At 45.7% G+C, this 23,951-nt stretch carries 20 protein-coding genes; 8 read left to right on the top strand and 12 right to left on the bottom strand.

Translation table 11 applies throughout. From position 1 onward, the window contains the following. Nucleotides 1-227: 227 nt before the first annotated feature. From C1A02_RS06725 to nrdG, 4 genes are all read left to right on the top strand, one after another. Nucleotides 228-617 carry a winged helix-turn-helix transcriptional regulator gene (locus C1A02_RS06725; RefSeq protein WP_101697425.1) on the top strand — a complete coding sequence of 130 codons (390 nt, stop codon included), beginning with the start codon at nucleotides 228-230 and terminating at the stop codon, nucleotides 615-617. 13 nt (nucleotides 618-630) lie between these two features. Further along, the gene (locus tag C1A02_RS06730; RefSeq protein ID WP_101697426.1) at nucleotides 631-1,059 is read left to right on the top strand and encodes a GNAT family N-acetyltransferase; all 429 of its coding nucleotides are present in this window, start codon (nucleotides 631-633) and stop codon (nucleotides 1,057-1,059) included. Between the two features lie 120 nt (nucleotides 1,060-1,179). Next, nucleotides 1,180-3,564, top strand: coding sequence for an anaerobic ribonucleoside triphosphate reductase (locus C1A02_RS06735; protein WP_101697427.1), 2,385 nt, complete (start codon nucleotides 1,180-1,182; stop codon nucleotides 3,562-3,564). Between the two features lie 15 nt (nucleotides 3,565-3,579). Continuing rightward, nucleotides 3,580-4,068 carry an anaerobic ribonucleoside-triphosphate reductase activating protein gene (gene nrdG, locus C1A02_RS06740; RefSeq protein ID WP_101697428.1) on the top strand — a complete coding sequence of 163 codons (489 nt, stop codon included), beginning with the start codon at nucleotides 3,580-3,582 and terminating at the stop codon, nucleotides 4,066-4,068. Nucleotides 4,069-4,692: 624 nt separating this feature from the next. Here nrdG and C1A02_RS06745 read toward each other — a convergent pair. The 4 genes from C1A02_RS06745 to C1A02_RS06760 are packed head-to-tail and all read right to left on the bottom strand — an operon-like array spanning nucleotide 4,693 to nucleotide 9,553. After that, a complete protein-coding gene (locus C1A02_RS06745) occupies nucleotides 4,693-6,171 on the bottom strand; it encodes a DUF4340 domain-containing protein (protein WP_101697429.1) in 1,479 nt (492 codons plus the stop codon). Between the two features lies 1 nt (nucleotide 6,172). Further along, complete coding sequence (locus C1A02_RS06750; RefSeq protein ID WP_101697430.1) at nucleotides 6,173-7,867, bottom strand: motility-associated ABC transporter substrate-binding family protein; 1,695 nt, start codon at nucleotides 7,865-7,867, stop codon at nucleotides 6,173-6,175. 16 nt (nucleotides 7,868-7,883) lie between these two features. Beyond that, nucleotides 7,884-8,588: an ABC transporter permease gene (locus C1A02_RS06755; RefSeq protein ID WP_101697431.1), complete on the bottom strand. Its 705-nt coding sequence runs from the start codon at nucleotides 8,586-8,588 to the stop codon at nucleotides 7,884-7,886. Beyond that, nucleotides 8,585-9,553: an ABC transporter ATP-binding protein gene (locus C1A02_RS06760; RefSeq protein WP_101697432.1), complete on the bottom strand. Its 969-nt coding sequence runs from the start codon at nucleotides 9,551-9,553 to the stop codon at nucleotides 8,585-8,587. Before C1A02_RS06760 ends, C1A02_RS06755 begins: the two co-directional genes overlap by 4 nt. A gap of 261 nt (nucleotides 9,554-9,814) precedes the next feature. Here C1A02_RS06760 and C1A02_RS06765 point away from each other — a divergent pair, with 261 nt between their 5' ends. Further along, on the top strand, nucleotides 9,815-11,095 hold the full coding sequence (locus C1A02_RS06765) for a DUF1015 domain-containing protein (protein WP_101697433.1): 1,281 nt from the start codon (nucleotides 9,815-9,817) through the stop codon (nucleotides 11,093-11,095). A gap of 142 nt (nucleotides 11,096-11,237) precedes the next feature. Continuing rightward, a complete protein-coding gene (locus tag C1A02_RS06770) occupies nucleotides 11,238-11,570 on the top strand; it encodes a DUF4180 domain-containing protein (protein WP_243577946.1) in 333 nt (110 codons plus the stop codon). A 105-nt stretch (nucleotides 11,571-11,675) separates the two neighbouring features. Here the strand turns inward: C1A02_RS06770 and C1A02_RS06775 are convergent, their stop codons facing one another. Further along, complete coding sequence (locus C1A02_RS06775) at nucleotides 11,676-12,398, bottom strand: C39 family peptidase (protein ID WP_101697435.1); 723 nt, start codon at nucleotides 12,396-12,398, stop codon at nucleotides 11,676-11,678. 124 nt (nucleotides 12,399-12,522) lie between these two features. After that, a complete protein-coding gene (locus C1A02_RS06780) occupies nucleotides 12,523-13,068 on the bottom strand; it encodes an NUDIX hydrolase (protein ID WP_101697436.1) in 546 nt (181 codons plus the stop codon). A gap of 375 nt (nucleotides 13,069-13,443) precedes the next feature. On the opposite strand from C1A02_RS06780, the gene C1A02_RS06785 reads away from it, so the two are divergent. Together C1A02_RS06785 and C1A02_RS06790 are read left to right on the top strand one after the other, a co-directional pair. Then, nucleotides 13,444-14,286, top strand: coding sequence for a M14 family metallopeptidase (locus tag C1A02_RS06785; RefSeq protein ID WP_101697437.1), 843 nt, complete (start codon nucleotides 13,444-13,446; stop codon nucleotides 14,284-14,286). A 112-nt stretch (nucleotides 14,287-14,398) separates the two neighbouring features. Beyond that, nucleotides 14,399-15,043: a lysozyme inhibitor LprI family protein gene (locus tag C1A02_RS06790; protein WP_101697438.1), complete on the top strand. Its 645-nt coding sequence runs from the start codon at nucleotides 14,399-14,401 to the stop codon at nucleotides 15,041-15,043. Nucleotides 15,044-15,200: 157 nt separating this feature from the next. Here C1A02_RS06790 and C1A02_RS06795 read toward each other — a convergent pair whose 3' ends face one another. The 6 genes from C1A02_RS06795 to gyrB all read right to left on the bottom strand — a co-directional run bounded on the left by C1A02_RS06795 (nucleotide 15,201) and on the right by gyrB (nucleotide 23,880). Continuing rightward, the gene (locus C1A02_RS06795; RefSeq protein WP_101697439.1) at nucleotides 15,201-16,847 is read right to left on the bottom strand and encodes an N-acyl-D-amino-acid deacylase family protein; all 1,647 of its coding nucleotides are present in this window, start codon (nucleotides 16,845-16,847) and stop codon (nucleotides 15,201-15,203) included. Between the two features lie 659 nt (nucleotides 16,848-17,506). Then, the gene (gene gyrA / locus C1A02_RS06800; RefSeq protein ID WP_101697440.1) at nucleotides 17,507-20,065 is read right to left on the bottom strand and encodes a DNA gyrase subunit A; all 2,559 of its coding nucleotides are present in this window, start codon (nucleotides 20,063-20,065) and stop codon (nucleotides 17,507-17,509) included. Further along, on the bottom strand, nucleotides 20,066-20,626 hold the full coding sequence (locus C1A02_RS06805) for a YcxB family protein (RefSeq protein WP_101697441.1): 561 nt from the start codon (nucleotides 20,624-20,626) through the stop codon (nucleotides 20,066-20,068). Continuing rightward, a complete protein-coding gene (locus C1A02_RS06810) occupies nucleotides 20,623-21,201 on the bottom strand; it encodes a hypothetical protein (protein ID WP_101697442.1) in 579 nt (192 codons plus the stop codon). The genes C1A02_RS06805 and C1A02_RS06810 overlap by 4 nt, the downstream gene beginning before the upstream one ends. A gap of 49 nt (nucleotides 21,202-21,250) precedes the next feature. Further along, nucleotides 21,251-21,886 carry a hypothetical protein gene (locus C1A02_RS06815; protein WP_101697443.1) on the bottom strand — a complete coding sequence of 212 codons (636 nt, stop codon included), beginning with the start codon at nucleotides 21,884-21,886 and terminating at the stop codon, nucleotides 21,251-21,253. 53 nt (nucleotides 21,887-21,939) lie between these two features. Continuing rightward, entirely contained in the window at nucleotides 21,940-23,880 is a 1,941-nt protein-coding gene (gene gyrB, locus C1A02_RS06820; protein WP_101697444.1) for a DNA topoisomerase (ATP-hydrolyzing) subunit B, read from the bottom strand. Between the last annotated feature and the right edge of the window lie 71 nt (nucleotides 23,881-23,951).

The following is a 23,951-nucleotide window of genomic DNA, read 5'->3' on the forward strand; positions in this document are numbered from 1 at the left end:
GAAGGGGTAACCCGCCCCATTATCCGGCCGGGAATCAGCCGGCGTCAGTCAATTTATGTTTAAACCGGCTTCTTTTTTTGTTCTGTCACTCTTTGTTTTCAAAAAAATATCACAAAATATTTTAACTAAAAATCCACCGATAACGAACCCCAGATCCGCTTGAACAAATAGGGGATCTGTGTTACACTCAGTAACGATAAGTTTTGATTTAAAGGGGGGAGCCTCCGGTGAAAAAAGAAAAAGAAAAAGAAAAAAAGAAAAAGAGAATCCGGCAGGCAGCCGCACTGGCTGAACAGCCCCAGGATCTCACCGCTTTCCCCCAGGAAGAAGCTCTGCATCTTCTTCATCAAAAATTGGGCGGAAAATGGAAGATGCGTATTCTGTGGGCACTGCGCAGCCAAAAAAGTATACGGTATGGCGAAATTAAATTGGAGATTCCCGGCATAACAGACATGATGCTTAGCCAAAGCCTGCGCGATCTTTGTGCCGACGGGCTGGTGGAACGCCACCAGTTTCAGGAAATCCCGCCTCGGGTGGAATACCAAATTACCTCGCTTGGTTTCGGGGCGCTGCCGGGGATAGAATTGCTGGCCAAATGGATTACAAATAACTTTTAGTAAGGGGATTTTCATGAATAGTTATTGGTTCCTTGTGGAGCAAGGACTGGACAAACTGCAAGATGCCCGGGCAATTCGCCACAGTGTCTTTGTGGAAGAACAAGGCTTCTGCAATGAGTTTGACGAGATCGACGCAACTGCGCACCATTTGGTTATTTACAGCGGCAACACACCCATGGCAACTGGCCGTGTGTTTCAAAAAGCGGACAAGCAATTTACTATTGGCCGGGTTGCTGTACTAAAATCTTATCGTGGCGATGGATTTGGCCGTATTATTATGGAAAATTTAGAAAACCAGGCTCGGGTACTGGGCGCGGAAACCATTGTATTATCCGCCCAACTTCATGCCAAAGGATTTTATGAAGCCCTGGGCTATCAGGCACAGGGAGAAATCTATATGGACCAGCACTGCCCCCATATCACCATGGAAAAATCATTGTAGCCCATGTCTCAGGCTTAGATCAAGCCTTGACATCCTACACTATACGGTGTACAATAAATATCATTCACCCTACATATAGTGTTATGATGGGAAATCCTGAAAGATAAGAGGGAATAAAATATGGCTATGTCGAAAAAAGCAAAAAGACCGGTTGATTCCGGAACCTTTTCTTCGATTATCAAGCGCAACGGAGTTACCGCGCCTTTTGATGCGGTAAAAATCCGCAACGCAATTTTTAAAGCAAACATTCAAATTGCCGATGAAAGAATCAGCGATGAGGGTCTGGATCGTCTGACCGGCTCTGTGATTGCTGCGCTGCCGTCCAATGAAATTCCCACCGTGGAACAAATTCAGGATAAAGTAGAAGAGAAATTAATCGCCGCCGGCTATGCCAAAACGGCGAAAGCATATATTATCTATCGGGCAGAACACACCAAACTGCGTGAAATGGATCAGAACCTGATGAAAATTTATGAGGATCTGACCTTTAAGCCCTCAGCAGAAGCAGACTTAAAACGCGAAAACGCCAATATAGATGCCGACACCGCCATGGGAACCATGCTCAAATATGGTTCGGAAGGTGCCAAGTGCTTCTATAATACTTATGTGCTGCCGCCCGATATTGCAGAGGCTCACCGCAGCGGTGACATTCATATTCATGATATGGACTTTTATGCTCTGACCGAAACCTGCTGCCAGATTGACTTGATTAAGCTGTTTAAAGACGGTTTTTCTACCGGACACGGCTTTTTGCGGGAACCCAATGACATCCGAAGCTATGCGGCACTGGCTTGTATTGCCATTCAGGCCAACCAAAACGAAATGCATGGCGGGCAAAGTGTGCCGAATTTTGATTATGCCATGGCACAGGGCGTGGCGAAAACTTTTCGCAAATGCTATTACCGGGCTCTGATTCAATATCTGCATATTAAGGAAGACATGACCTTGGAAGACGCCGGCCTTTTAGTGGATGAAATCAAAGCTTCTGTAACAGAACCTGTCACGCTGGGCAATATGGACAGATATCGTGAAATTATCAGCGAATGGCTGCCGGAACATCAGCGGAGCCATTTGTTCCAAGAAATCAGCTGGGTTTCTGCGGCAGCAGCTCACGATTACGCCAAAGAAATTGCCACCCGCGAAACCAATGAAGCCACCTATCAGGCAATGGAGGCTTTAATTCACAATTTGAACACCATGAATTCCCGTGCCGGCGCTCAGGTTCCTTTTTCTTCGATCAATTACGGAACCGACATTTCTCCGGAAGGCCGCATGGTAATGCGCAATATGCTGTTAGCCACAGAGCGGGGTCTTGGTGAGGGAGAGACTGCCATTTTCCCCATTCAGATCTTTAAAGTCAAAGAGGGCGTTAACTACAACGAGTGTGACCCCAACTATGATTTGTTCCAGCTGTCCTGCCGTGTATCCGCCAAACGCCTGTTTCCGAATTTCAGCTTCATCGATGCTCCTTATAATTTACAATATTATAAGTCCGGTCATCCTGAAACAGAAATCGCTTATATGGGCTGCCGCACCCGGGTTATCAGCAACGTATATGATCCCGAGCGTCAGGTAGTCAACGGCCGCGGCAATTTAAGCTTTACCTCCATTAACCTTCCCCGGTTGGGAATTCTGGCAGAAGGAAATTTGGAGCAATTCTATGAATTGCTGGATGACAAAATTGATTTGGTCATGCGCCAGCTGATGCACCGCTTTAAAATTCAGTGCGGCAAAAAAGTTTATAACTATCCTTTCCTGATGGGACAAGGGGTTTGGCTTGATTCCGATAAGCTGGATTTCAGTGACAGTATTGCTGAAATTTTAAAACATGGCACCTTATCCATCGGATTTATCGGCTTGGCAGAAACTTTGGTCTCTCTGATTGGAAAGCACCACGGTGAAAGCGAAGAAGCGCAAAAACTTGGACTTGAAATTGTGGGGCATATGCGCCGCCGCATGGATGACGAGTCTCAAAAGACGGGCCTTAACTGGAGCCTTTTAGCCACCCCGGCAGAAGGACTTTCGGGTCGGTTTATTAAAATTGATAAAAAACGCTTTGGTGAGCTGCCCGGTATTACCGATCGGGAATATTACACCAACAGCTTCCATATTCCGGTTTATTACCCCATTTCTGCCTATAAAAAGATTCAGCTGGAAGCACCTTATCACCAGCTGACCAACGCCGGACACATCAGTTATGTAGAGCTGGACGGTGATACCTGCAAGAATCCCGAAGCTTTTGAATCCGTTATCCGCTGCATGAAAGATGCCGGAATCGGCTATGGCTCTGTCAATCATCCGGTAGACCGGGATCCGGTTTGCGGTTACAACGGAATTATCGACAACGAATGCCCCAAGTGCCATCGGCATGAGGAAGAGGGAATTCAGTTTGAGCGGATTCGCCGCATTACCGGTTATTTGGTGGGTACAACCGACCGATGGAATAACGCCAAACGAGCAGAGGAACACGATCGTGTCAAACATGGCTGCACCTGCGGACACTGATAGGAGCAATGGCTTATGTTAATGCTGTCCGGCATTGAACCGGAATCCATTGTAGACGGCCCGGGGATTCGCTATGTGCTGTTTACTCAGGGCTGTCCGCACCACTGTCCCGGCTGCCACAACCCCAAAACCCACCCGTTTGAGGGCGGCACCCCGGCAGATATCCCCGCTATTTTACAGGCAATTCGAGAAAACCCACTTCTCAAAGGTGTAACTTTCAGTGGAGGAGAGCCTTTCTGTCAGGCAGAAGACCTGGCAGAACTTGCGCAAAAAATCCGCAAGGAGTTTCCCCGGCTGGATATTGCCGTGTACACAGGCTATACCCTCGAGCAATTGCAGCAGATGCAGACGCCCGGTGTAACACAGCTTCTAGAGCAGACTGACTGGCTGATTGACGGCCTGTTCCTGCTGGAGCAAAAGGATTTAACCTTGCGTTTTCGCGGCAGCCACAACCAGCGTTTCATCGACATGAGGGGCTCAGAACCCAAAATAGTGGAATCATAACTTAAAATAAAGCTTTCTTTCTTTGAGAAACCAGATGTTTTGGGTTAACTCTTTTCACTGAAGGGTCAAAGCGGAATCCTGTTATAAAAACCTGTGCGGTTTCAAATCGCACAGGTTTTTTGATTTTCAGTATGCAAAATCACTGCTTTTTTTTATTTAAAAAACAGAATTCCATCCTAAAGGAAGAACTTTTTGAGATAAAAGAAAAAAGAAAAAATTATTTAAAAAAATTTGTGAAACCATGTCACAAAAATGGGGTTTCAATTGTTATGTATAGTAAGAGGCAACGCTAAGAAGGCAACTTTAACAAATATGATTTCTTCCATTGCAACAAAAGACTGTTCTGCCTTCTGCCTCTTGTGATTCCAGCTTTTTGGCAATCCCATTCCGGCTTTATGGCGGCCGGAAAAAGAGTCCGCCTTTGTCCCTCCTAAAACATATGCTTTTCCCACAAAGCAATAAGGCCGTTTCTAAAACTTCAACGATTCAAAACCCTCCAATAAAAATCGCTTATAACCAAAATACTGGGATTGTCATAGCGTCATTGCAAAGGACGGGCGGGGATAAATAATCCCGCCCGTCCTTTGCATATCATCTTTCTTTTTGATAAAAACCGGAATGGTATTACAGAGTAGACTGCACCAATCCGTTTGCCGCCACCGTTTTGGTGCCCTCCACCAGGCCCAGCACATTCTTTTCTGTTACCAAACCTTGAGCATTGCCGTCCACCACTGCCAGATAGCGACGATCGCTCACCGCATAATACTGCACTGTTACCGGCTTCTTGGCGGCATCATAAAAACGGAACCGAACAGTATAAACCGGATCGGTCTTTAGAGCATTGGCAACCCCGTCAGAATCGGAATGGGCTTCTTCCAATAGCTGAACAGCCACTATATTCTGATAATATTTCTGAAAGTTGGGGTCATAGGTCAGCCCTTTTCCGTTGCAGGTTACTGTATAAGCATAGACCTCATTATCCTCAGTGGATTTTTGGGTATCCTTGGTTCGGGGTTTTTCAAATACATAAGTGTTTCCGCCGGTTGTAACGTCCAGGCCGCTCACATCCACAATATTGGGAATGACTACAAATTTGCTTCGCAGCGTGTAAAGAGTTGTTCCTGCCCAAACCTTTGCTGTTTCTTCTTTAAGCCCAAATACCGCCGGAACATTGTCCGCCATAATATAACGGATGCCGTTTTCTTCTTTTCCGGCCTTCAGGGTGTGCTGATTGCCGCCCGCCGTAAAGGTAAGCGTCATTACCGGTGCATCCAATCCATACTGCTTGCGCTGCTCTGCCGAGGGGTTAATCTCCACCACTTGATCCGCCGTCACTGTGGATATGGCTGTGGCAAGCGAGGAATACTGAGCCTCGTCCACACGGACATTCTGCTTACCGTCAGAAACATACACAACGCCATCCTGTCCCGACGTCAGCTGAAGCTGTTCGCCAAAATAACTGCTGTGCAGTGTAATATTAGAAATCGCAGGTGTTTCCTCGCCGCTGGACGGATTTGTAAGGGTATAAAGTTCTTTCTTTACAAAGTCTTTGGTTCCGCCAAAAATCCCTTCATCCACCGAAACCACATAAACATTGTCGGAATTTTTCCCCGACATATAATACCCCTCAGACCCGGCCGCTTCATTGCCTAAAATATAGTGAAAATTGGTGCCATCCTTAAAATTTACTTGTACTTCTGCTTTGGGGGCTTCCAATCCATATTCCGAAAGGCTGCTCACATCCCCCAAATTTTTAGATGCCACCAGACTAAATCCGTCTTTTACCACATTCTCTGCTGCGGTTTCATACAGGGGCAAACCTTCCAGCCCCTGCACCGTATAACTGGTCTGTGAAGTGGATGCTCCAGAAGAATTGGTTATTTCAACTGTCTTTGGTACAATCGTAAAACCGCCCTTTTCGTTTGTAACCTTCATAGACTGCACATCCTCGATTTGCTTGGACAACAGGCTGATAGCGGTATCTTCTGGCAAAGAAGTCTCGGGTTCGGGCTCTTTCTCTGTCAGCTTTAAGGCGGCAAATATGCCGCCCAGCACCACCAACACAGCAACGACTGCCAACAAATTTCTGGTACTGTTTTTCATCCTACAGGTGCCTCCTCTTCAGGTACACAATAAATCCTGCTATCAGGACACAAAGGGGAATAAACACGGTAAATACAAACCCCAAAATCAAACTGGATGCCTGAGACAGATTAATATCGATCTGGTTCATTTGAATCTGAGTTACGGGCAAACCCGTGTTAGAATCGGTTTCTCCGGTGGCATACCGCACCAAATCCGTTACATATGTGCCATTTCCATAGGCAGATGCGTTGATAATGCCTTCGGCAAACATGGGGGAGCTTCCGGCCACAATCACATTCTGTTTATAGCTGCCCATATTTTTCTGAGCCAGCGCCACTGTGGTATAAGACTGCGTTGACGGAGTTTTCGTGTTTTCGTTGATGGAACTGGCATCGACCAGATAAGTGCTGTCATAAGAAGCTGCCAAGGCCTTGGTTGTTACACCGTCCCGAGACGTAAACAGCAGATTGATAGGGCAGGATGCGGGCATTACCACATATCCGTAATCCTTGGTTCCAGAACCGAAGTCCACTGTGGAATCCACCCCGGTTTTGGTGAGAATATACGACTGGTCTGTTTGCGCAATATGGCTTTGGTCTGTTTCTACTATGATAGAGCGGGGAACTTCAATTCCCCATTCCTTCAAAAAGTTTGAAAAATTAGGCAATTCCCCTTGACTGGGATAAAAAGTAATCAGCAAAGAACGATCTGTTTCTGTTGTATTGTTAGCTAAGAAAGCGTCCAAATTTTCCAGCTCTTCTGCCGTATAATCCTTGGTTGGAGAAGCCAGCATCACCATCTGGGCATTTTCCGGAACAGCATCCGTCAGAATATTAAAACTTTTAATTTCAAAATTAGCATTTCCTAAAACGGATTGCAGTGCCGTGGTATCATAAATTTCTTCATGCCCGGTGGCAAACGCAATCACCGGCAGCCTTTCACTGTTGGTCTGACTGATGGCAGAAGCCAAAGCGGTTCCCACCATGGAATAATAGTTGGTTTGTCCGGTAGTATAGTCTGTCTGCAGACTGAACAAATCGGTCGCTTGCAGCACGCGGTTGCGCTTTTCTGTGCTGACCACCACACTGCCCGCATTCAGATTTGGTTCTCCAATACTAGAAGCATAGGTGGGGTTTTTATCCAAATCCACATACTCCACTTTAATATTCGGGTTGCGCTCTTTCATTTTATCCGCCAAAATGGCCACTTGGCTGTACTGAAACCCATATTCCGAATACATCACGTTGTCCCTGACATCCGATTCTGCACCAAGAATGGTAATAGTAGTGGGCAGTTTTATGGTATCCAACGCCTTTAGAACATCTTCCGAAAGCGTATTTACCTTCTGGGCGGTCAAATCCAGATTTATGGAAGGGAACCGCTCGCCCAGCATTGAAACCACTACATTCAGTAAAATAATAATCGCCAAAAATCCTGCGGTAAACACAGTGGACATTCCGCGCCGTTTTACTTTTTGAGAATGTAAAATGTTTTTGATTTTATAGGACGATTCCTGAGGCGCCTCCGTTTCGGTTTGATCCGCTTCTGGCGAAACCCCTCGTTCCGGTTCCGGAACTGCCGTCTCGTCTGGTTCTGTAGCCTCTTGCTGCGGCAAGTCTTCAGTTCCTTCTTCGGGCGGTTGTTGTGAAATGTCTTTTGCGTGCACAACATCCTCTGAGTTTTCCGACGGTGAAACTTTATTTTCTTCCTTCATGAATTTCAGCCTCCCTTCAGCTCCAGCGTTTGCTTTCCAGGCGTCGGGCGGTTAAAAAAACAAATACCGCCGAAACACTCAGAAAAAATACGATACTCGATATTTGAAACACTCCGGTAGTAAAGGGTGTATACCGGGTGTTAAAGGAAATCCAGCCAATGATTTTGGCCAAGATTGCATTGCTCACCGAACCAGACATCTGATCCACAATCAGCAGAAATATAGATGCGGCAAAGGTTCCGATCGCTGCGATAATTTGGCTTTGGGTCAAACTGGACACAAATACCCCAATAGAAATCAACGCTGCCCCATAAAGCAAGGCTCCAAACACGGTTCCTAACACAGAGGCCCATTTCATGGCAGAAACAAAAGAAATGACAACCGCCGGCAAAAGGCTGCCCAAAAGCGCAATGGCAAACACCGACAAGCAGGCCAAAAATTTTCCCATGACAATTCCCGTCACCCCTACCGGTGCGGTAAGAAGCGCCTGATCGGTCTTATTGCGCTGTTCCTCGCTCATCGAACGCATGGTTAAAATCGGCACCACCATCATGCACCAAATAAACATGGTGCCATAAACAAAAGTAATGTTGGAAGAAGAACGGGAATTCATTACCATAGCGTAATAAAACCCGAACAAGGCCAATAAAACCGCCACACAAACATAACCAATGGGAGAGGCAAAATAAGATTTTAGCTCCCTTTTATAAATCGCTATCATGCCGTTTCCTCCTTTTGTACTTCTGCCTCTTCCAGCGAACCGCTGGTCAGGCGCAGGAACACTTCTTCCAGAGTCAGATCATTGGTTTTCAGGGAAAGAATCGGCCATCCTTTGCGGGAAGCAAGAAAAAATAAATCCCGGCGAAGATCCATCCCTTGATCCCCTTCTATCGTAAATTCAAACACATCCGGCTCTTTTTGGCCCAAACTGATCACTTCTTTTACCTGGTGCAAAGTCATCAGGCCCTGCCGAAGTTCTTTTTCCTTTCCTTCTAACCGAACAATCAGCTTATGGTTTCCGGTCATTTGATGAGATAACGTATCCGGCTTGCCGTCTGCTACAATTTTACCCTGATGAATGACCAGCACCCTGTCACAAACCGCCTGAACTTCCGGCAGGATGTGAGAACTTAAAATTACCGTATGGCTGCGGCTCAGATTTTTAATCAGGTTTCGTATTTCGATGATCTGCTTTGGGTCCAAACCCACCGTAGGCTCATCCAAAATCAGAACAGAGGGGTTCCCTAACAGAGCTTGTGCAATCCCCACACGCTGTTTATAACCTTTCGAAAGATTCGCAATCAGCCGCCCATACACCTCTTCCAAACGAACCAATGCACAAATTTCCTGAATATGCTGTTGCCGGGGTAACGTCACTTTTTTCAGCTCATACATAAAATTCAGGTATTCTTTTACCGTCATATCCATATAAAGAGGGGGCTGTTCGGGTAAATACCCAATCTTCTTTTTCACCTCATTGGGATAATCCAAAATATTTTGGCCGCCCACAGTGACTTCTCCACTGCTGGCAGAAAGATATCCGGTAATGATATTCATTGTTGTGGATTTTCCGGCTCCGTTCGGCCCCAAAAAGCCCAAAACCGTACCCTCTTCCACCGTAAAGCTAACCTGATCCAAAGCTGTTTTCGATCCATATCGCTTTGTCAGGTTTTTTACCTCTATCATTGCTTTCCCTCCTTAAAAATACTATCATAAAAATAAAATCAAGAGCACAACGTAAAAGCTCTGATTTTTATTGTTGACAATATTGTAATAAAACTATCATAGCAATGCAGGGACTAACATATGTAAACAAAGTTTAAAATTTTAAAGGATTTTCAAGAAAATCCGTATTTTTGCCCCATTCTTTCTTCACTCTTGACGAACTTTCCCAAAAGCTCTAAAATGGAACAATACCTTATTAAAATGAAATCGGGAGTGGTACCAGTGGCAGAAATCAAAGCATTCCGCGCACTGCGCTTTTGTACGGAAAAAGCCGGTGAAATCTCTCAACTTGTTTGCCCGCCCTATGACATCATCAGTGAAGAGGAACGCCAGGCATTCCTAAAAACCAATGAACATAATATTATCCGGCTGGAACTCCCCCGGGGAGAAGAGCCTTATGCCCAAGCTGGGGCAACTTTGTCGGACTGGCTTTCGTCCAAAATTTTGCAGCGCGACACAGAACCGGGAATTTACATTTATGAAGAAGAGTTTGAAGCGTATGGACAGCTGCACCGTTTCAAAGGATTTATTTCCCTGGTAAAGCTGGAAGAATTCTCTGCCGGAGTTGTACTGCCCCATGAAGAGACTTTGAGCAAGGCCAAAACCGACCGTTTTAATCTGATGAAGGCAACCAATTGCGATTTCAGCCAGATCTATTGTCTTTATATGGACGAAGAACATCAGACTTTAGCGCGAATCGATGCGCTTTCTCAAGATACACCCCGCTATGAGTTCAATGACGGGGCAGTGACACACCGCCTGTGGCTGGTAAATGACCCGGTGGTAATCCGTACCATAGAAGAGGATTTCGCTAACCGCCGCCTATACATTGCCGATGGCCATCACCGGTATGAAACCGCACTCAATTACCGCAATCACTGCCGGGAAAACGGAATTAGCCAGCCGGGCGATGCTCAGGATTATGTGATGATGATGCTGGTAGATATGCAGCACCCGGGGTTGGTGGTATTCCCAACCCACCGTTTGATTCGAAATTTAGACGGTTTTGATGCTGCTGCGCTGCTGGAACGCTGCAAAGAGCAATTTGATATTCTTCCCATGGAACACAAAGAAGAAATAGAAGAAAAACTTTCGGAATACTATTCCCAAGGCAAAAAAGCCTTTGGTTTTTACAATGGGGGAGAAACCTTTACCCTGTTGGTACTCAAAGATATTGCCATCATGCAGGAACTTTTACCCGAAAAAAGTGCTGCCTCTCAGGGTCTGGACGTCACAGTCCTGCACAGCCTGATTCTGGAGCGGTTTTTGGGCATTGATAAAGAAAACATGGCCCAGCAAATTAACCTGACCTATACCCGCTCTTTGCCTGAGGCCATTTCCTCGGTTGAGTCCGGGGAATCTCAGTGTGCTTTTCTTCTGAACCCCACCCGGGTGGAAGAAATTCGTGATATCGCTGCTGCCGGTGAAAAAATGCCACAAAAATCCACTTATTTCTATCCGAAGCTTATCACCGGTTTGGTGATGAATCAGCTGGAGGAGTAATCGAAAACCCACCGCGTCCGTTACGTTCCAAAAAATCGGGCATTCATGGGGCGAAAAGATTGCTTTTTTATGCTGCACATCTTATTTTTAAAATGGAAGGTGCCCATATGGAACTGATAATAAAAGAAAAAACGGACAGCAGATTGTCATTGCCGAAACAGCAGAACTGATGATAACGGACTTACCGTCTGCACTGGATTTTATCATGACAGTGCAATATGAATCCGGATGTAATCGGGTTGCCGTGAAAAAAGAAGCCATTATTGAGGACTTCTTTCGTTTAAGCACCGGCTTGGCAGGAGAGGTTTTGCAAAAGTTTATTAATTACCACACAAAGCTGGCTATCTATGGCGATTTTTCTCACTATACCAGCAAGCCGCTGCACGATTTTATTTATGAGTGCAACAATGGAAATGATATCTTTTTTGTTTCTACCCTTGAAAAAGCGGAAGAAGCATTGGCAAATGCGAAATAAATGCTTTTCTTTAAAAACCAGAAGGACGGAAAATTCCGTCCTTCTGGTTTTTTTATTTTCTTGTCATTTTTTCATTGCCAAATAGAAAACGAAAGCTTCAATGCATTATGGGATAGATGCCCCAGACGACTCCAGAATTGCCACTGCCTGACGGCCCAATGCCTGATACCTGCGTTCCACCAGTTTTTTCGGGTACGATACCACCCCTTTGGTTTCATAGGGATCGTTAAAGTAATAAGAAGACCTATCGTATCCCACCAATACCAAACAGTGCTCGCCTGCAATCCATTGAAACTTTTTTCCGGTATCCTTTAATGTCCAGCTGTCCCCCGGCTTCGGCTCTGTCATGTTCATCGTTGCCCACAACAGCACCGGGCGATCTCGATCGATAAAATCCGAAATCAGTGTTTGCATTTCTTTCCCAGTTAAATCCACTGCCTTTTTCTCTTCTTGCGGTAAAAACTGATTGATCGTGTCCACAACCACAGGCGCATAACAGCCAAAACCCGTGTCAGAATGAGGATCGCCAATAAACGCGCTGGCCGGATGAACACCCACCAACCCTTTTTCGGTTTCCTCTAAATCTGATTTCGGAACGGCCTGAATCATTTCTTCCACAGTTACTTTTTTTCCATGATACTGAAGCAGCATGGTTGCGCTCACCAGCTCGCACCCAGTGGCAGCTTTTTTTTCTTGGCTTAGGTATGGCACCTCAATGATTTTCTTCTGTGCCGAGGCCGTACAGCCAATTACGCCGGCCAAAAGACAGACCGCTGCAAGAATCAAGCGGCGATAGACCCGAGTTGAATATTTTTTTCCCTTTTTCATTCACGGCTTCCCTTTCCCTTGGAATCAACACCTCTGATTTCAGTATTCCCGATTCCGTGGATTTTAAAAATCCTGAGAAATTTTCCACAAGGGCTGTTGAAACCGTGGAAAGCCATTTTTAAAATTATAATTTTTTCTGTCGAACAAGATGATCGATCTTTAAAACCAATGTTTGCGTTTTGGCATCGGGAAGTTGATTCTCTAAAACCATATTTACCGCTTGTTCCAGCGGAATGCGCTGAACTTCTAAAAATTCATCTTCATCCGGACTGTTTTCTCCCTGCGTTTTCAGGCGGCAGGCATACAGACGGATAATTTCATCACAGTATCCCGGCGACGGGTATAAATCCCCCAGAAACTGGTAATCCTCTCCCACAGCACCGGTCTCTTCCAACAGCTCGCGTTTGCCCGCTTCCAAAGGATCCTCGCCGCGTTCCAGCTTACCGGCCGGAAGTTCGGTCACCACATGCCCATAAGGGTAGCGAAACTGCCGGACAAATAAAAGCTCGTTCTTCTCTGTTAAAGCACCGATGCAAACTCCGCCGGGGTGTTCGACCACTTCTCGAAGCGCCGTGGCACCGTTTTCTAAAAGTGCCTGATCCACCCGCAGGTTCACTATTTTCCCCTGATAGCGGTATTCCTGATGCAAAGTCTTTTCTGAAAGCTTCATTGGAAAGTCCCCTTCCATGAGCAAAGCCCATTTTCATATTCTGATGATAAATCCATCGGCAGTCCAGCGCCCCAAAAATACACAAGCAAAGAAAAGGGCTTTGCCCTAAAAACCGAAATCAAAGTGAGGTGATGGCAAAACACTAAAAAATATTCATCCATTCTTTTGAAAATTTGCAAATTCACTTTGTTTTACCCGGCTTTTCGCGGCATAAGTGCGGGTTCAGCCCGACGAAAGATTTGTTTTTGTAAAAACTTTTATTATTATAACCCATCTGCAAAAGAGGATCAAATGGCTCAGCCTCCTGCCTGCGACAAAGTTTTTGTAGCGGGATCCCTTATACTTTGCATATCAGAACAATGAGGGGGCTAACGTATGGAACGGCCAACCGTGCCGCCGGATTATGACTATTTAAAAAAGGAAATTCACCGGCTGGGTAAATTTCCCTTCGCTTTTACCGGATCCATCGGTTGCAGCGTATGTAACCGTCAAATTTTTTCTTTTTCAGTGGGTGCCGTGAAAGAACGGGTTTTATTCGCTGGCGCGTTTCATGGGATGGAATGGATTACCACATTAATCCTATTGCGCTTTGCCAATAGACTGTGTCAGGCACTGCAGGATAATACCAAAATAGCCGGAGAAGATCCGGCTCCGCTGCTGAAAAAAAGAGGACTTTGCATCATTCCCTGTGTGAATCCTGACGGCGTGGCAATTCAGCTGAATTGCCCGGAAAAGCGCTGGCAGGCAAACGCCCGAGGAGTGGACATCAACCACAATTTTAACGCTGGCTGGTGTGAATTGCGTCAATTGGAAATCGAGTCCGGGATTACCGGCCCGGGCCCCACCCGATATGGCGGCCCTTGCCCTGAAAGTGAACCGGAAACAGCAGCTATGACCCAATTATGCCGGCAAAACTGTTTTTGTCAGGCACTGGCATTTCACAGCCAGGGCGAAGTTATTTTCTATGATTTTGGCAAAAACACGCCGCCCTGCTCTTTGGAAATGGCTCAGATTCTAGCGGATGCGTCAGGCTATCAAGTCAGCGCACCGGAAGGTCTGGCTGTGGGAGGTGGATTTAAAGATTGGTTTATTGACTGCCTTCGCAGACCCGCCTTTACGATAGAGGTCGGCCTGGGGGAAAATCCATTGCCCATTGAGCAGTTTGAACCCATTTATCAGCAATTGGAACCCATGTTGATGCGGGCCTTAAGATTATAGTAAGATTTTAGTTAGAAACGTGTGATTGAAAGCACAAGGAAGTTATGGTAAAGTTAATTACGAACCAAAGGAAAAGAGTTCGTAATTTACTTTTAGAAAGGATGTTATGGTGATGACAAAAATGAAAACAGCATCATTGCTGATCGCTTCAATAATGGTCTTTTCCGTATTTTTTGGATGTAATCGAAATGTGGAGGAAACTTCTTCTCTGGCTTCCACCCCAACCATATCTGCTCCGGAATCGGCGGTTATCTCTGAGCCGAATCTGTCGGCCCCTTCTTCTTCTACACCCAATGCTTCTGCATCCAGTGAAGATGGAACACCGTCTGACGGCGCAACTACTCTGAAAAATATTGTAACCAGCAACAAGGAATTTAACAAGCTGTTTGAAAAGAACCCCATCGATAAGGCCTATCTGGCCGAAATGGAGAAAGCTTCTTCCACAGCAGACATGATTGCTGTCAATGAGAAGTACACCAAACTGTGGCAGACCGAAGTGGACACCGGATACAAAAAGCTTTTGGCAAAAGCACCGGATGCCAAAAAGAAAACCTATCAAAACCGTCAGGAAAAATGGGTAACCGGCACACCGGAAGACTTGCAGAAAATTGCCACAAAGGCGCAAAACGCAGGCTCTACCGCTCAGCTTCAGATTTCCAGAGACACCATGGAACATTACAGAGAGCGCGCTGCTGCGATCTACAAAAATCTGTACACCCATGATGCTAAATTCACTTACACTTATTCTGCAAAATAAAACAATAAAAACCTGCCATGCGAAAAACGCGAAGGCAGGTTTTTTTATGCTTTTTTAATCAAAAGAACATTCAGACATCTGGTATTCTAAAAAATGAAAAAGGGAATATCGGCATTGAAAACAGCCATAATTCGTTCTGTAAAAATGATTGCTCCGCTTATTCTGAACCCACTTCGTTAAAAACAGCAATTTGTTCGTTTTGGCGCAAGGATTTTGCCGTATGGAGCAAAATCTTTCCCGACCGGGAACCGGTTGCTTTTCCTTCTAGTAACGCCGGGACTCCTTCTACAATCACATGGGAAATACCCGCAGGCTGCCGCATAGAATCCAGATAAGTGGAACGATCCTCTATGGTCTTTTCATCAAATATAGTAAGATCCGCCACCTTGCCCGGAGCAAGGACGCCCCGATCTGAAAGCCCTAAAATTGCGGCAGGAAGCCCTGTCATTTTATAAACCGCATCTTCCACAGACATCAGCTGATGTTCCCGCACCGTTTGCAAAAAGCGGGGGAAGGTCCCAAAATTGCGGGGATGAACCGCAGTTTTTAGGATGGTTTTATCATATGGATAATTGATCCCATCACTGCCCACCGCAATTCGCTTATCTTTCATAATTTCCAGCACATCATCCATGCTGACACAAAAATAGTTACAGGACACTGCACCCCGGCTTTGCACCAGACACCTAGCCGCGGCTTCTTCCGGAGTGCACACCAACAATTCGGCCAGTTCCTTTAAATTTTTGCCGTGAGCCTGGGGCATTCGGTCCATGGTGGATAAAATCATTACCGCCTCAGCACCGCCCCGGTTGTTCATTTCCGTTTGGATATCAGACAAAAGAGACGGTTCTGGCTGCTCTAGCCGCTCCACCAGCCTTTCTGTACCGCCATCGTGGGCCCATTTGGGGCAAAGGGCCGTCAAACTGGTAGAGGTAGCGTTATAAGGGTACTGGTCACAGGTGATAGTCAGCCCTTCTTTTCGCGCCTCTTCCATTTTGGCCAACAGTTCCGCCGCACGCCCCCATTGGGGTTTTCCCATCAGCTTTAAATGAGAAATCTGCAAGTGAACACCGGAACGTCTGGTTACTTCTAACATTTCATCCAATGCCTCAAAAATTTTAGGCCCCTCGCTTCTCATATGTACTGATAAAATTCCATCGTGTTTTTGAATCACCTGAGCCAAAGAGACGATTTCTTCCAGCTTGCCAAAACTGCTGGGCGGATAAATCAGGCCCAAAGACATTCCAAAGGCTCCCCGGGCAAGTTCTCTGTCCAGAATCTGTTCCATTTGCTCCATTTCGCCCGGATTGGGATCCCTAAGATCAAATCCCATCACATTTCCACGCAGCGTCCCATGGCCAATCAGAACGCCGTAATGAATGGAAGGGGGCTTTTGCCTAACCCTTTCTACTAAATCAGAGATAGAGTCTTCCTCGATTTTAAGGCTGCCCAAAGGAACCCCCAATGTGGACTGATAATAACGGTTGATTTCTTCCCGGCGCCGGGAATGGCTGGGCACTGTAGAAATCCCGCAATTCCCTGTAATTTCTAGAGTTACCCCTTGATACAACTTTGCCAAAGGCTCAAATTCCTGAATCAGGGGAAAGGCATCCGAATGGGTGTGAATATCAATAAAACCCGGCGCCACAATTTGACCCAATGCATCGATTTTGTGTTTTGCATCCCCGGTAAAATTGTCGCAGATTTCAATAATTTTTCCCTGATGCACACAAACATCTGCCCGATATTGTTTTTCACCCGTTCCATTCACGATACTTCCGTTTTTAATGACAAGGTCGTACAAAAGAACACCTCCTAATAATGAAAAATAACTTTTTATGGGTAATTTTATTTTTATTTGTCTTGCGGCAAATTAGAATGCAAAAAGCAAAAAAGATCCGATGGGTTACAGAACTGCAACGCATTGAATCTTTTTGTTTCAGGAACCGGGGGGAACCGGTCTCTTCTATAAAGTTATTCTCTATTTGATATTAGGACAATCATTCTATATTTGTGTGGTTACCGTCCGTCTGAAAAAAGCGCTTTCAGGAGGCACCCTTCAGACGGACGGTGGAAGCATGGAAAAAAATATTTCGAAGGAAGTCTTGCATATATTATTACCACACTTTAAATGCAACGTCAATACAATATTTTGTTTTTTGTGTAAATAATCAATTAATCTTCTTTTAACTTCAAATAGTAACGCAAAATATCTAAAATTATAAGGTTGTTTTTCATTGTGTTAAGTTATTAATATTCTATGAATGAAATCTAAATTATAATATCCTTCATTTTTTAAAATAAAATGATTAAAATATTCTGGTTAAGGGAATAAAATTTAAAAATAAAAAATTTTACTTTTAAATTATACCTTGTTTTTTATCAATAAATAAAACAAAAAAGCACAATACGCCTTATCACAACAAATAAGCTGTGATAAGGCGTATGAAAAGTTTAAAAATATTATTCTTCTAGCTCTGTCGTTTCTAAATCGGCTATTGCTTCTGCTGTTTCTTCGGCAGCATCTTCTACCAAATCATCAGCGCTTTCAGCGGTTCCATCGTCCTCAATCAAAGAGTCATCGGTTTCTTCCTCATCATCATGGGGGGCACGAGCCAAGGTAACCACGCAATTTTCGACTCCGTCTACCCGCATGACGCGAACTCCCTTACTGGGGCGCGCACACACCCGAATCGACTGAGCATGAATGCGGATGATAACACCGTCAGACGAAATAATAATGACGTCATCGTCCAAATCAACCACCTTAATGGCAGCCACATCCCCATACTTTTTGACATGGTAATTCAAAAGGCCCTTACCGCCGCGGGACTGAGTACGATAATCGGTAATGGGGGAGAGTCTTCCATATCCGGTTTCAGAAACCGTAAGCACCAATCCATCTTCCCGAATTGTAGATAACCCGGTTACATAGTCCCCTTCTTTCAGGGTGATGGCTTTCACGCCGCGGGCAGTTCGGCCCATGGCACGCACATCGGTTTCTTTAAAGCGAATTGCCATACCTTTTTTGGTCGCAACCAGAAGTTCCCGGTTCCCGTCAGTACGGCGCACCCAGGACAGCGAATCGCCCTCATCCAGATCAATGGCAATCACGCCGCCTTTACGAGCCGTATTATAAGCACTGAGAACAGTTCTTTTCACAATTCCGTTGCGTGTCACCATAACCAAATAGCTTTCTTCATCAAATTCCGATACACGCACCATAGAAGTAATGCTTTCCCCTGCGGCCAAAGGCAGAAGGTTTGCAATATTAATCCCCTTGCTGGTACGAGAACCCTCCGGAACCTCGTAACACTTCAGGCGGTACACACGGCCCAAATTAGAGAAGAACAGCACATAGTCGTGGCTGTTGATGACAAACATTTCTGTGGCGACGTCTTCTTCCCGGCGGGTCATGCCGGCAATGCCACGTCCACCACGCCGCTGAATGTGATAGGTGTCTACTTTCTGACGCTTTACATAACCAAAGTTGGTCATCGTCAGAACACATTCTTCACGGGGAATCAAATCTTCAATATCCACTTCTCCGCTCACTGTCGCAATTTCTGTGCGGCGTTCGTCTCCAAACTCGGCTTTCACAGCCAAAGCTTCTTCCTTGATGATGGAGAGACGGCGGGGCTCATTGATTAAGATGTCTTCCAAATCGGCGATTTTCGCCAGAAGTGCCTGCAGCTCGTCTTCCAGCTTTTGACGCTCCAATCCGGTCAAGCGGCCCAAAGGCATCTGAACAATGGCCTGAGACTGAATCTCATCCAGTCCAAAGCGTGCCATCAGCCGTTCTTTTGCTTCGGGAATGGACTTGGAACTGCGAATAATGGAAATAACCTCGTCAATATGATCCAAAGCAATTTGCAATCCACGCAGAATATGAGCTCTATCCTGAGCTTTTTTCAATTCAAACTCGGTACGCCGAATAATAACATTTTCTTGAAACTGAATATATTCCTCTAAAATTTCTTTCAGAGTCAACGTTTTCGGTTCGCCGTCTACAATGGCTATCATAATAACGCCAAAGGTGGTTTGCATCTGGGTATAAGAATACAGCTGGTTCAGAACAATCTGGGGGGATGCGTCACGCTTGATATCAATGACCACATGCATGCCATTCCGGTCAGAATGATCTTCAATGTTGCTGATTCCTTCCAAACGTTTGTCTTTCACCAAATCGGCGATATTTTCAATCAGCCTTGCTTTATTCACCTGATAGGGAAGTTCAGAAACGATGATTTTAAACCGGCCGTTCTTTTCTTCCTCAATCTCTGCTCTGGCGCGAACAATCACACGGCCGCGTCCGGTTCCATAGGCTGCCCGAATTCCGCTGCGGCCCATAATAATGCCCCCTGTGGGGAAATCAGGCCCTTTGATGTGTTCCATCAGTTCTTCCAGCGTAGCATCCGGATGATCAATTAAAGTACACAAACCATCAATAACCTCGCACATATTGTGAGGGGGAATATTGGTGGCCATACCAACAGCAATACCGGTGGAGCCGTTTATCAACAAGTTTGGAAAACGAACCGGAAGAACCACAGGTTCCTTTAAACGGTCATCATAGTTCGGGCGAAAGTCAACCGTATCTTTTTCAATATCCGTTAGCATCCGCACTGCGGGCTTGCCCAAACGTGCTTCTGTATAACGGTAAGCAGCAGGCGGATCACCGTCTACCGAACCAAAGTTTCCGTGCCCGTCTACCAGCATATAGCGCATGGAAAAATCCTGAGCCAAACGTACCAGTGCGTCATAAACAGAGGCGTCACCATGGGGATGATACCGCGCCAAAACCGCACCGACCGTATCCGCACACTTGCGGTACGCTTTTTCCGGCATCAGGCCGTTTTCAAACATCGTATACAAAATCCTTCGGTGAACCGGCTTCAGGCCGTCTCGCACATCCGGAAGTGCACGCGATATAATTACCGACATGGAATAATCCAGAAAGGATTGTTTCATTTCTTTTTCCAGGTCAACACTAATTACCCGGTCTGTTTGCATTTCATCCATTTATCGGACACCTTCCCGCTTATAATTTTCATTCCTTTTCAGAAGCTCCCGAACCTTCATCAGATCCCAGGGGGGCAACGCCCGTTTGGGAATTACCCACACTTCATCTCGTCCTGTATATAATAAAAATACCTTTCCATCCTCATATACCCGGTGCAAAAATTCCAAAGGGATTTCCGCCTGGTAACGGTCAGTGGTAATGGATATTTTCTCATTGTAAAATTGGATGGTCTGTGCCAGAATTCGTTCCCCCCGGCTGTCATAAAAGCGTTGGGCCTGCCACCGAACCAGAAGAGGCTGCCAATTGTCAATATAAAACCCAATTAAAGTTCCAAGCAGCACCATCAGCATATAGACTGTTTTGCTGTAAGCATTGGGGGCAAAAAAGACACGCAGAACCAACCCGGAAAGCACCAGAAAAAACCCGGACCAACGCAAAAAATCAATTTCTCCATGCCGGTATGCCGCACGGCTGGCGGCAATTTTTCCGTTGGAATAGTCTTCTTTGGTCAGTAGAAAACTCAGGATCACTTGATGTCCCTGCTGTTTTGATTCACTCATTTTGATCTCCTGTGCATTTCACACCGATAACGACCTACAAAAGTATTGCTGAAATGAAGCGTCAGCTGTTCTGCCTGCTGCGATGTCAGGCTGCTTTTTTTTAGAACCAACAGTGACCGGGAAATTCCACCCCACAGCACATAATACTCGGAATCTTCTACACAACCAGAAAAATCGGTCCAATATTCCTGCCAGCTTTCATAGCTGTTTTTCAGAAGAAAATGATCACGAAAAATCGATATTTCTGACGGCAGCGCCAGCATTCGGTTACTTTTGTAAAGATCCAATACATTCTGGCGGTGGCGGCGGGGCTGTTCCCTCCAAAAATATAAGGTCAGCGACAAAAACACAAGAATTCCCGTTACAGGAAAATAAACTGTTGCATACTGCACGGAATACCATGGAACCAAAGAGCCTAACAATATGGCAGCACAAAGACTGATTCCCGATCGAACCTGAGGCCGGCGCAGGGGAGAAAGGCTGTATTCATACAGCAAACAGGCATCGGAATATTCTTCTGCACTCAGCTGCTGCTGAAAAGTCAAACCCTGCTGTTCCTGAAAAAGATTCGCCATTGCTCCGTCCTCCTTTTCTAAGCTGACAGCCAAAAACACCCATAAGAACTCAGGAAAACCGCCTTCTGGTTCCTGCTGTCAAAATTGCCAGAACATCTGCCCGAATCGCCGGCTCAATGCAGCGCTGGGGAATTACCAGGATTTTATCATCGGTATAAAGAGCAATGACTTTTGCAGACAAATCCAGCTTTGCAGTGCCATCCATAGGAATATTCCAAGCTCCGTCGCCTTCGCCGATTTCCACTTCATCCGGATATACAGCAATAGAAACTTCCTGCCCGGTAATTGCCCGTTTTGCAAGACCTTTTCGTGACATGGTGGGAGCAATACAGACAAGCAAAGCCACCGTCGCACAAAGTACAGAGCTTTTTAAATACCCTTCTCCCTGAGGAAGAAACAGCCCTAAAAACAGAAATATGACCGTTAAAGAACCCATTATCCCCAACCGGCGAAGCATTTTTTTACGAACCGGCCCGTGGGCATCCTCCCGGCGCAGTGCTTCATACGCTTCATCCTCTTGCAGGACAAATGAAAACCTGACACCCATATGTTGCTCTTCATATTCGGCGGCATCTTCATCCGCCACCAAATTTAATTTTACCGATCCCCTGTTTTGCGGAGGTTCCGCACTTTCTTCCAGCTCCGGCTGTTCGGCCAGATTTGGCTGCGTTCGATAGTCGTCCATAATTTCCTCCTGATTATTTTGCGGCTTAATTCCATCCAAAAAAAGAATTTGCCTTAAATGTCCAGATTTGAAACATATCTGGCATTTTGTTCAATAAAGAGCCGGCGGGGCTCCACCTTATCGCCCATCAGAATCGTAAACGTCTCATCGGCGGCGGCGGCATCCTCTACCTCTACACGCTTCATGGTGCGGGTTTCCGGATTCATAGTGGTTTCCCAAAGCTGATCCGCGTCCATTTCACCAAGACCTTTATAGCGCTGAATTTCATAACCGGTGACCATTTCCGCCATAACCCGATCCCGTTCTTTATCGGTATATGCATACACCAATTTCTTTCCTTTGCCCAAACGATATAAAGGGGGCTGAGCCAAATAGACATGCCCTTGCTCTACCAAAGGACGCATAAAGCGGAAAAAGAAGGTTAGCAGTAAGGTGCGGATATGCGAACCGTCCACATCAGCATCGGCCATGATAATAATCTTGCCGTAACGAAGCTTGTTCAAATCAAATTCTTCACCAAGGCCACAGCCCAAAGCAGTGACCACAGGCATTAACTTTTCGTTTCCGTAAACTTTATCAAGACGTGCCTTTTCAACGTTGAGCATCTTGCCCCAAAGGGGAAGAATTGCCTGGAATCTGCGATCGCGCCCGCCTTTGGCGGAACCGCCCGCAGAGTCACCCTCAACAATATAGATTTCGGTTTCTTCTGGATTGCGTGATTGACAGTCAGCCAATTTGCCCGGCAAAGAGGCAGATTCCAAAGCAGACTTGCGGCGCACCAAGTCTCTGGCCTTGCGGGCAGCCTCACGAGCGCGGGCCGCTGCCAAAGCTTTATCAAAAATAGCTTTAGCCACAGATGGATTTTCTTCCAGATAAGTCATCAGCTTATCACTCATCATCTGAGAAACCAAAGTGCTGATCTCCGTATTTCCTAACCGCGCTTTGGTCTGGCCTTCAAACTGAGCCTCTTTCAGCTTGACGCTGATAATGACAGTCAAACCCTCGCGCACATCATCGCCCGAAAGGTTCTTATCATTCTCTTTTAGAATATTATATTTTCTGGCGTAATCATTCATGATACGGGTTAAGGCACGCTTAAATCCATCTTCATGAGTACCGCCGTCTGTGGTATGAATATTATTGGCAAACGAAAGCATGAGTTCGTTGTAGCTTTCGGTATACTGCATAGCGATTTCTGCAGTGGAATTATTGTCGGATGCCACAGCAGAAAAATGGATTACATCCGGATGGACAACTTCTACAGATTTTTTCTTATTCAGATACTCTACAAAGCTTCTGATTCCGCCTTCATATTCATAGCTGTTTTCAATAACATGATCTGGATCGCGTTCATCAATCAGATCAATATGAACGCCACCGTTTAAAAATGCTTGTTCTCTCAGGCGGTTTTGCAGAATATCATATTCGAATTCAATGCTTTCCTGAAAGATTTCCCTATCCGGCTGAAAACGAACCAAAGTACCGGTTCTGGAAGCATCACCCTTGCGAACCAAACCGGTAACAGCCACACCACGCTCAAACCGCTGGGAGTAAACTCCTTCATCAGTAGAAACCTCTACTTCCAGCCATTCCGACAAAGCATTAACAACCGAAGCACCCACACCGTGAAGGCCGCCGGACACTTTATAGCCGCCGCCGCCGAATTTTCCGCCGGCATGCAAAACCGTGAATACAACCGTAACTGCCGGAATCCCCATTTTATGCTGGATTCCAACCGGAATTCCTCGTCCGTTATCTTCTACTGTAATAATATTTCCCGGTAAAAGCTTTACAATAATCCGGTCACAGAAACCCGCAAGCGTTTCATCAATGGCGTTGTCTACGATTTCATATACCAGATGATGCAAGCCCCGGGGGCCTGTGGAACCGATGTACATTCCCGGGCGCTTTCGGACAGCCTCAAGGCCCTCTAAAACCTGTATTTGATTTTCGTCATAATTTTGATCTGTTTGTGTAATTTCGCTGAACTCCAAGTATAACCCTCCTATAAAAATACAGAGTGTAATTTTTTATTGTCGTCTGATATGATGAAACCCATCCTGCT

This window comes from Clostridium minihomine (assembly GCF_900240385.1).
Classification (GTDB): Bacteria; Bacillota; Clostridia; order Oscillospirales; family Acutalibacteraceae; genus Faecalispora; species Faecalispora minihomine.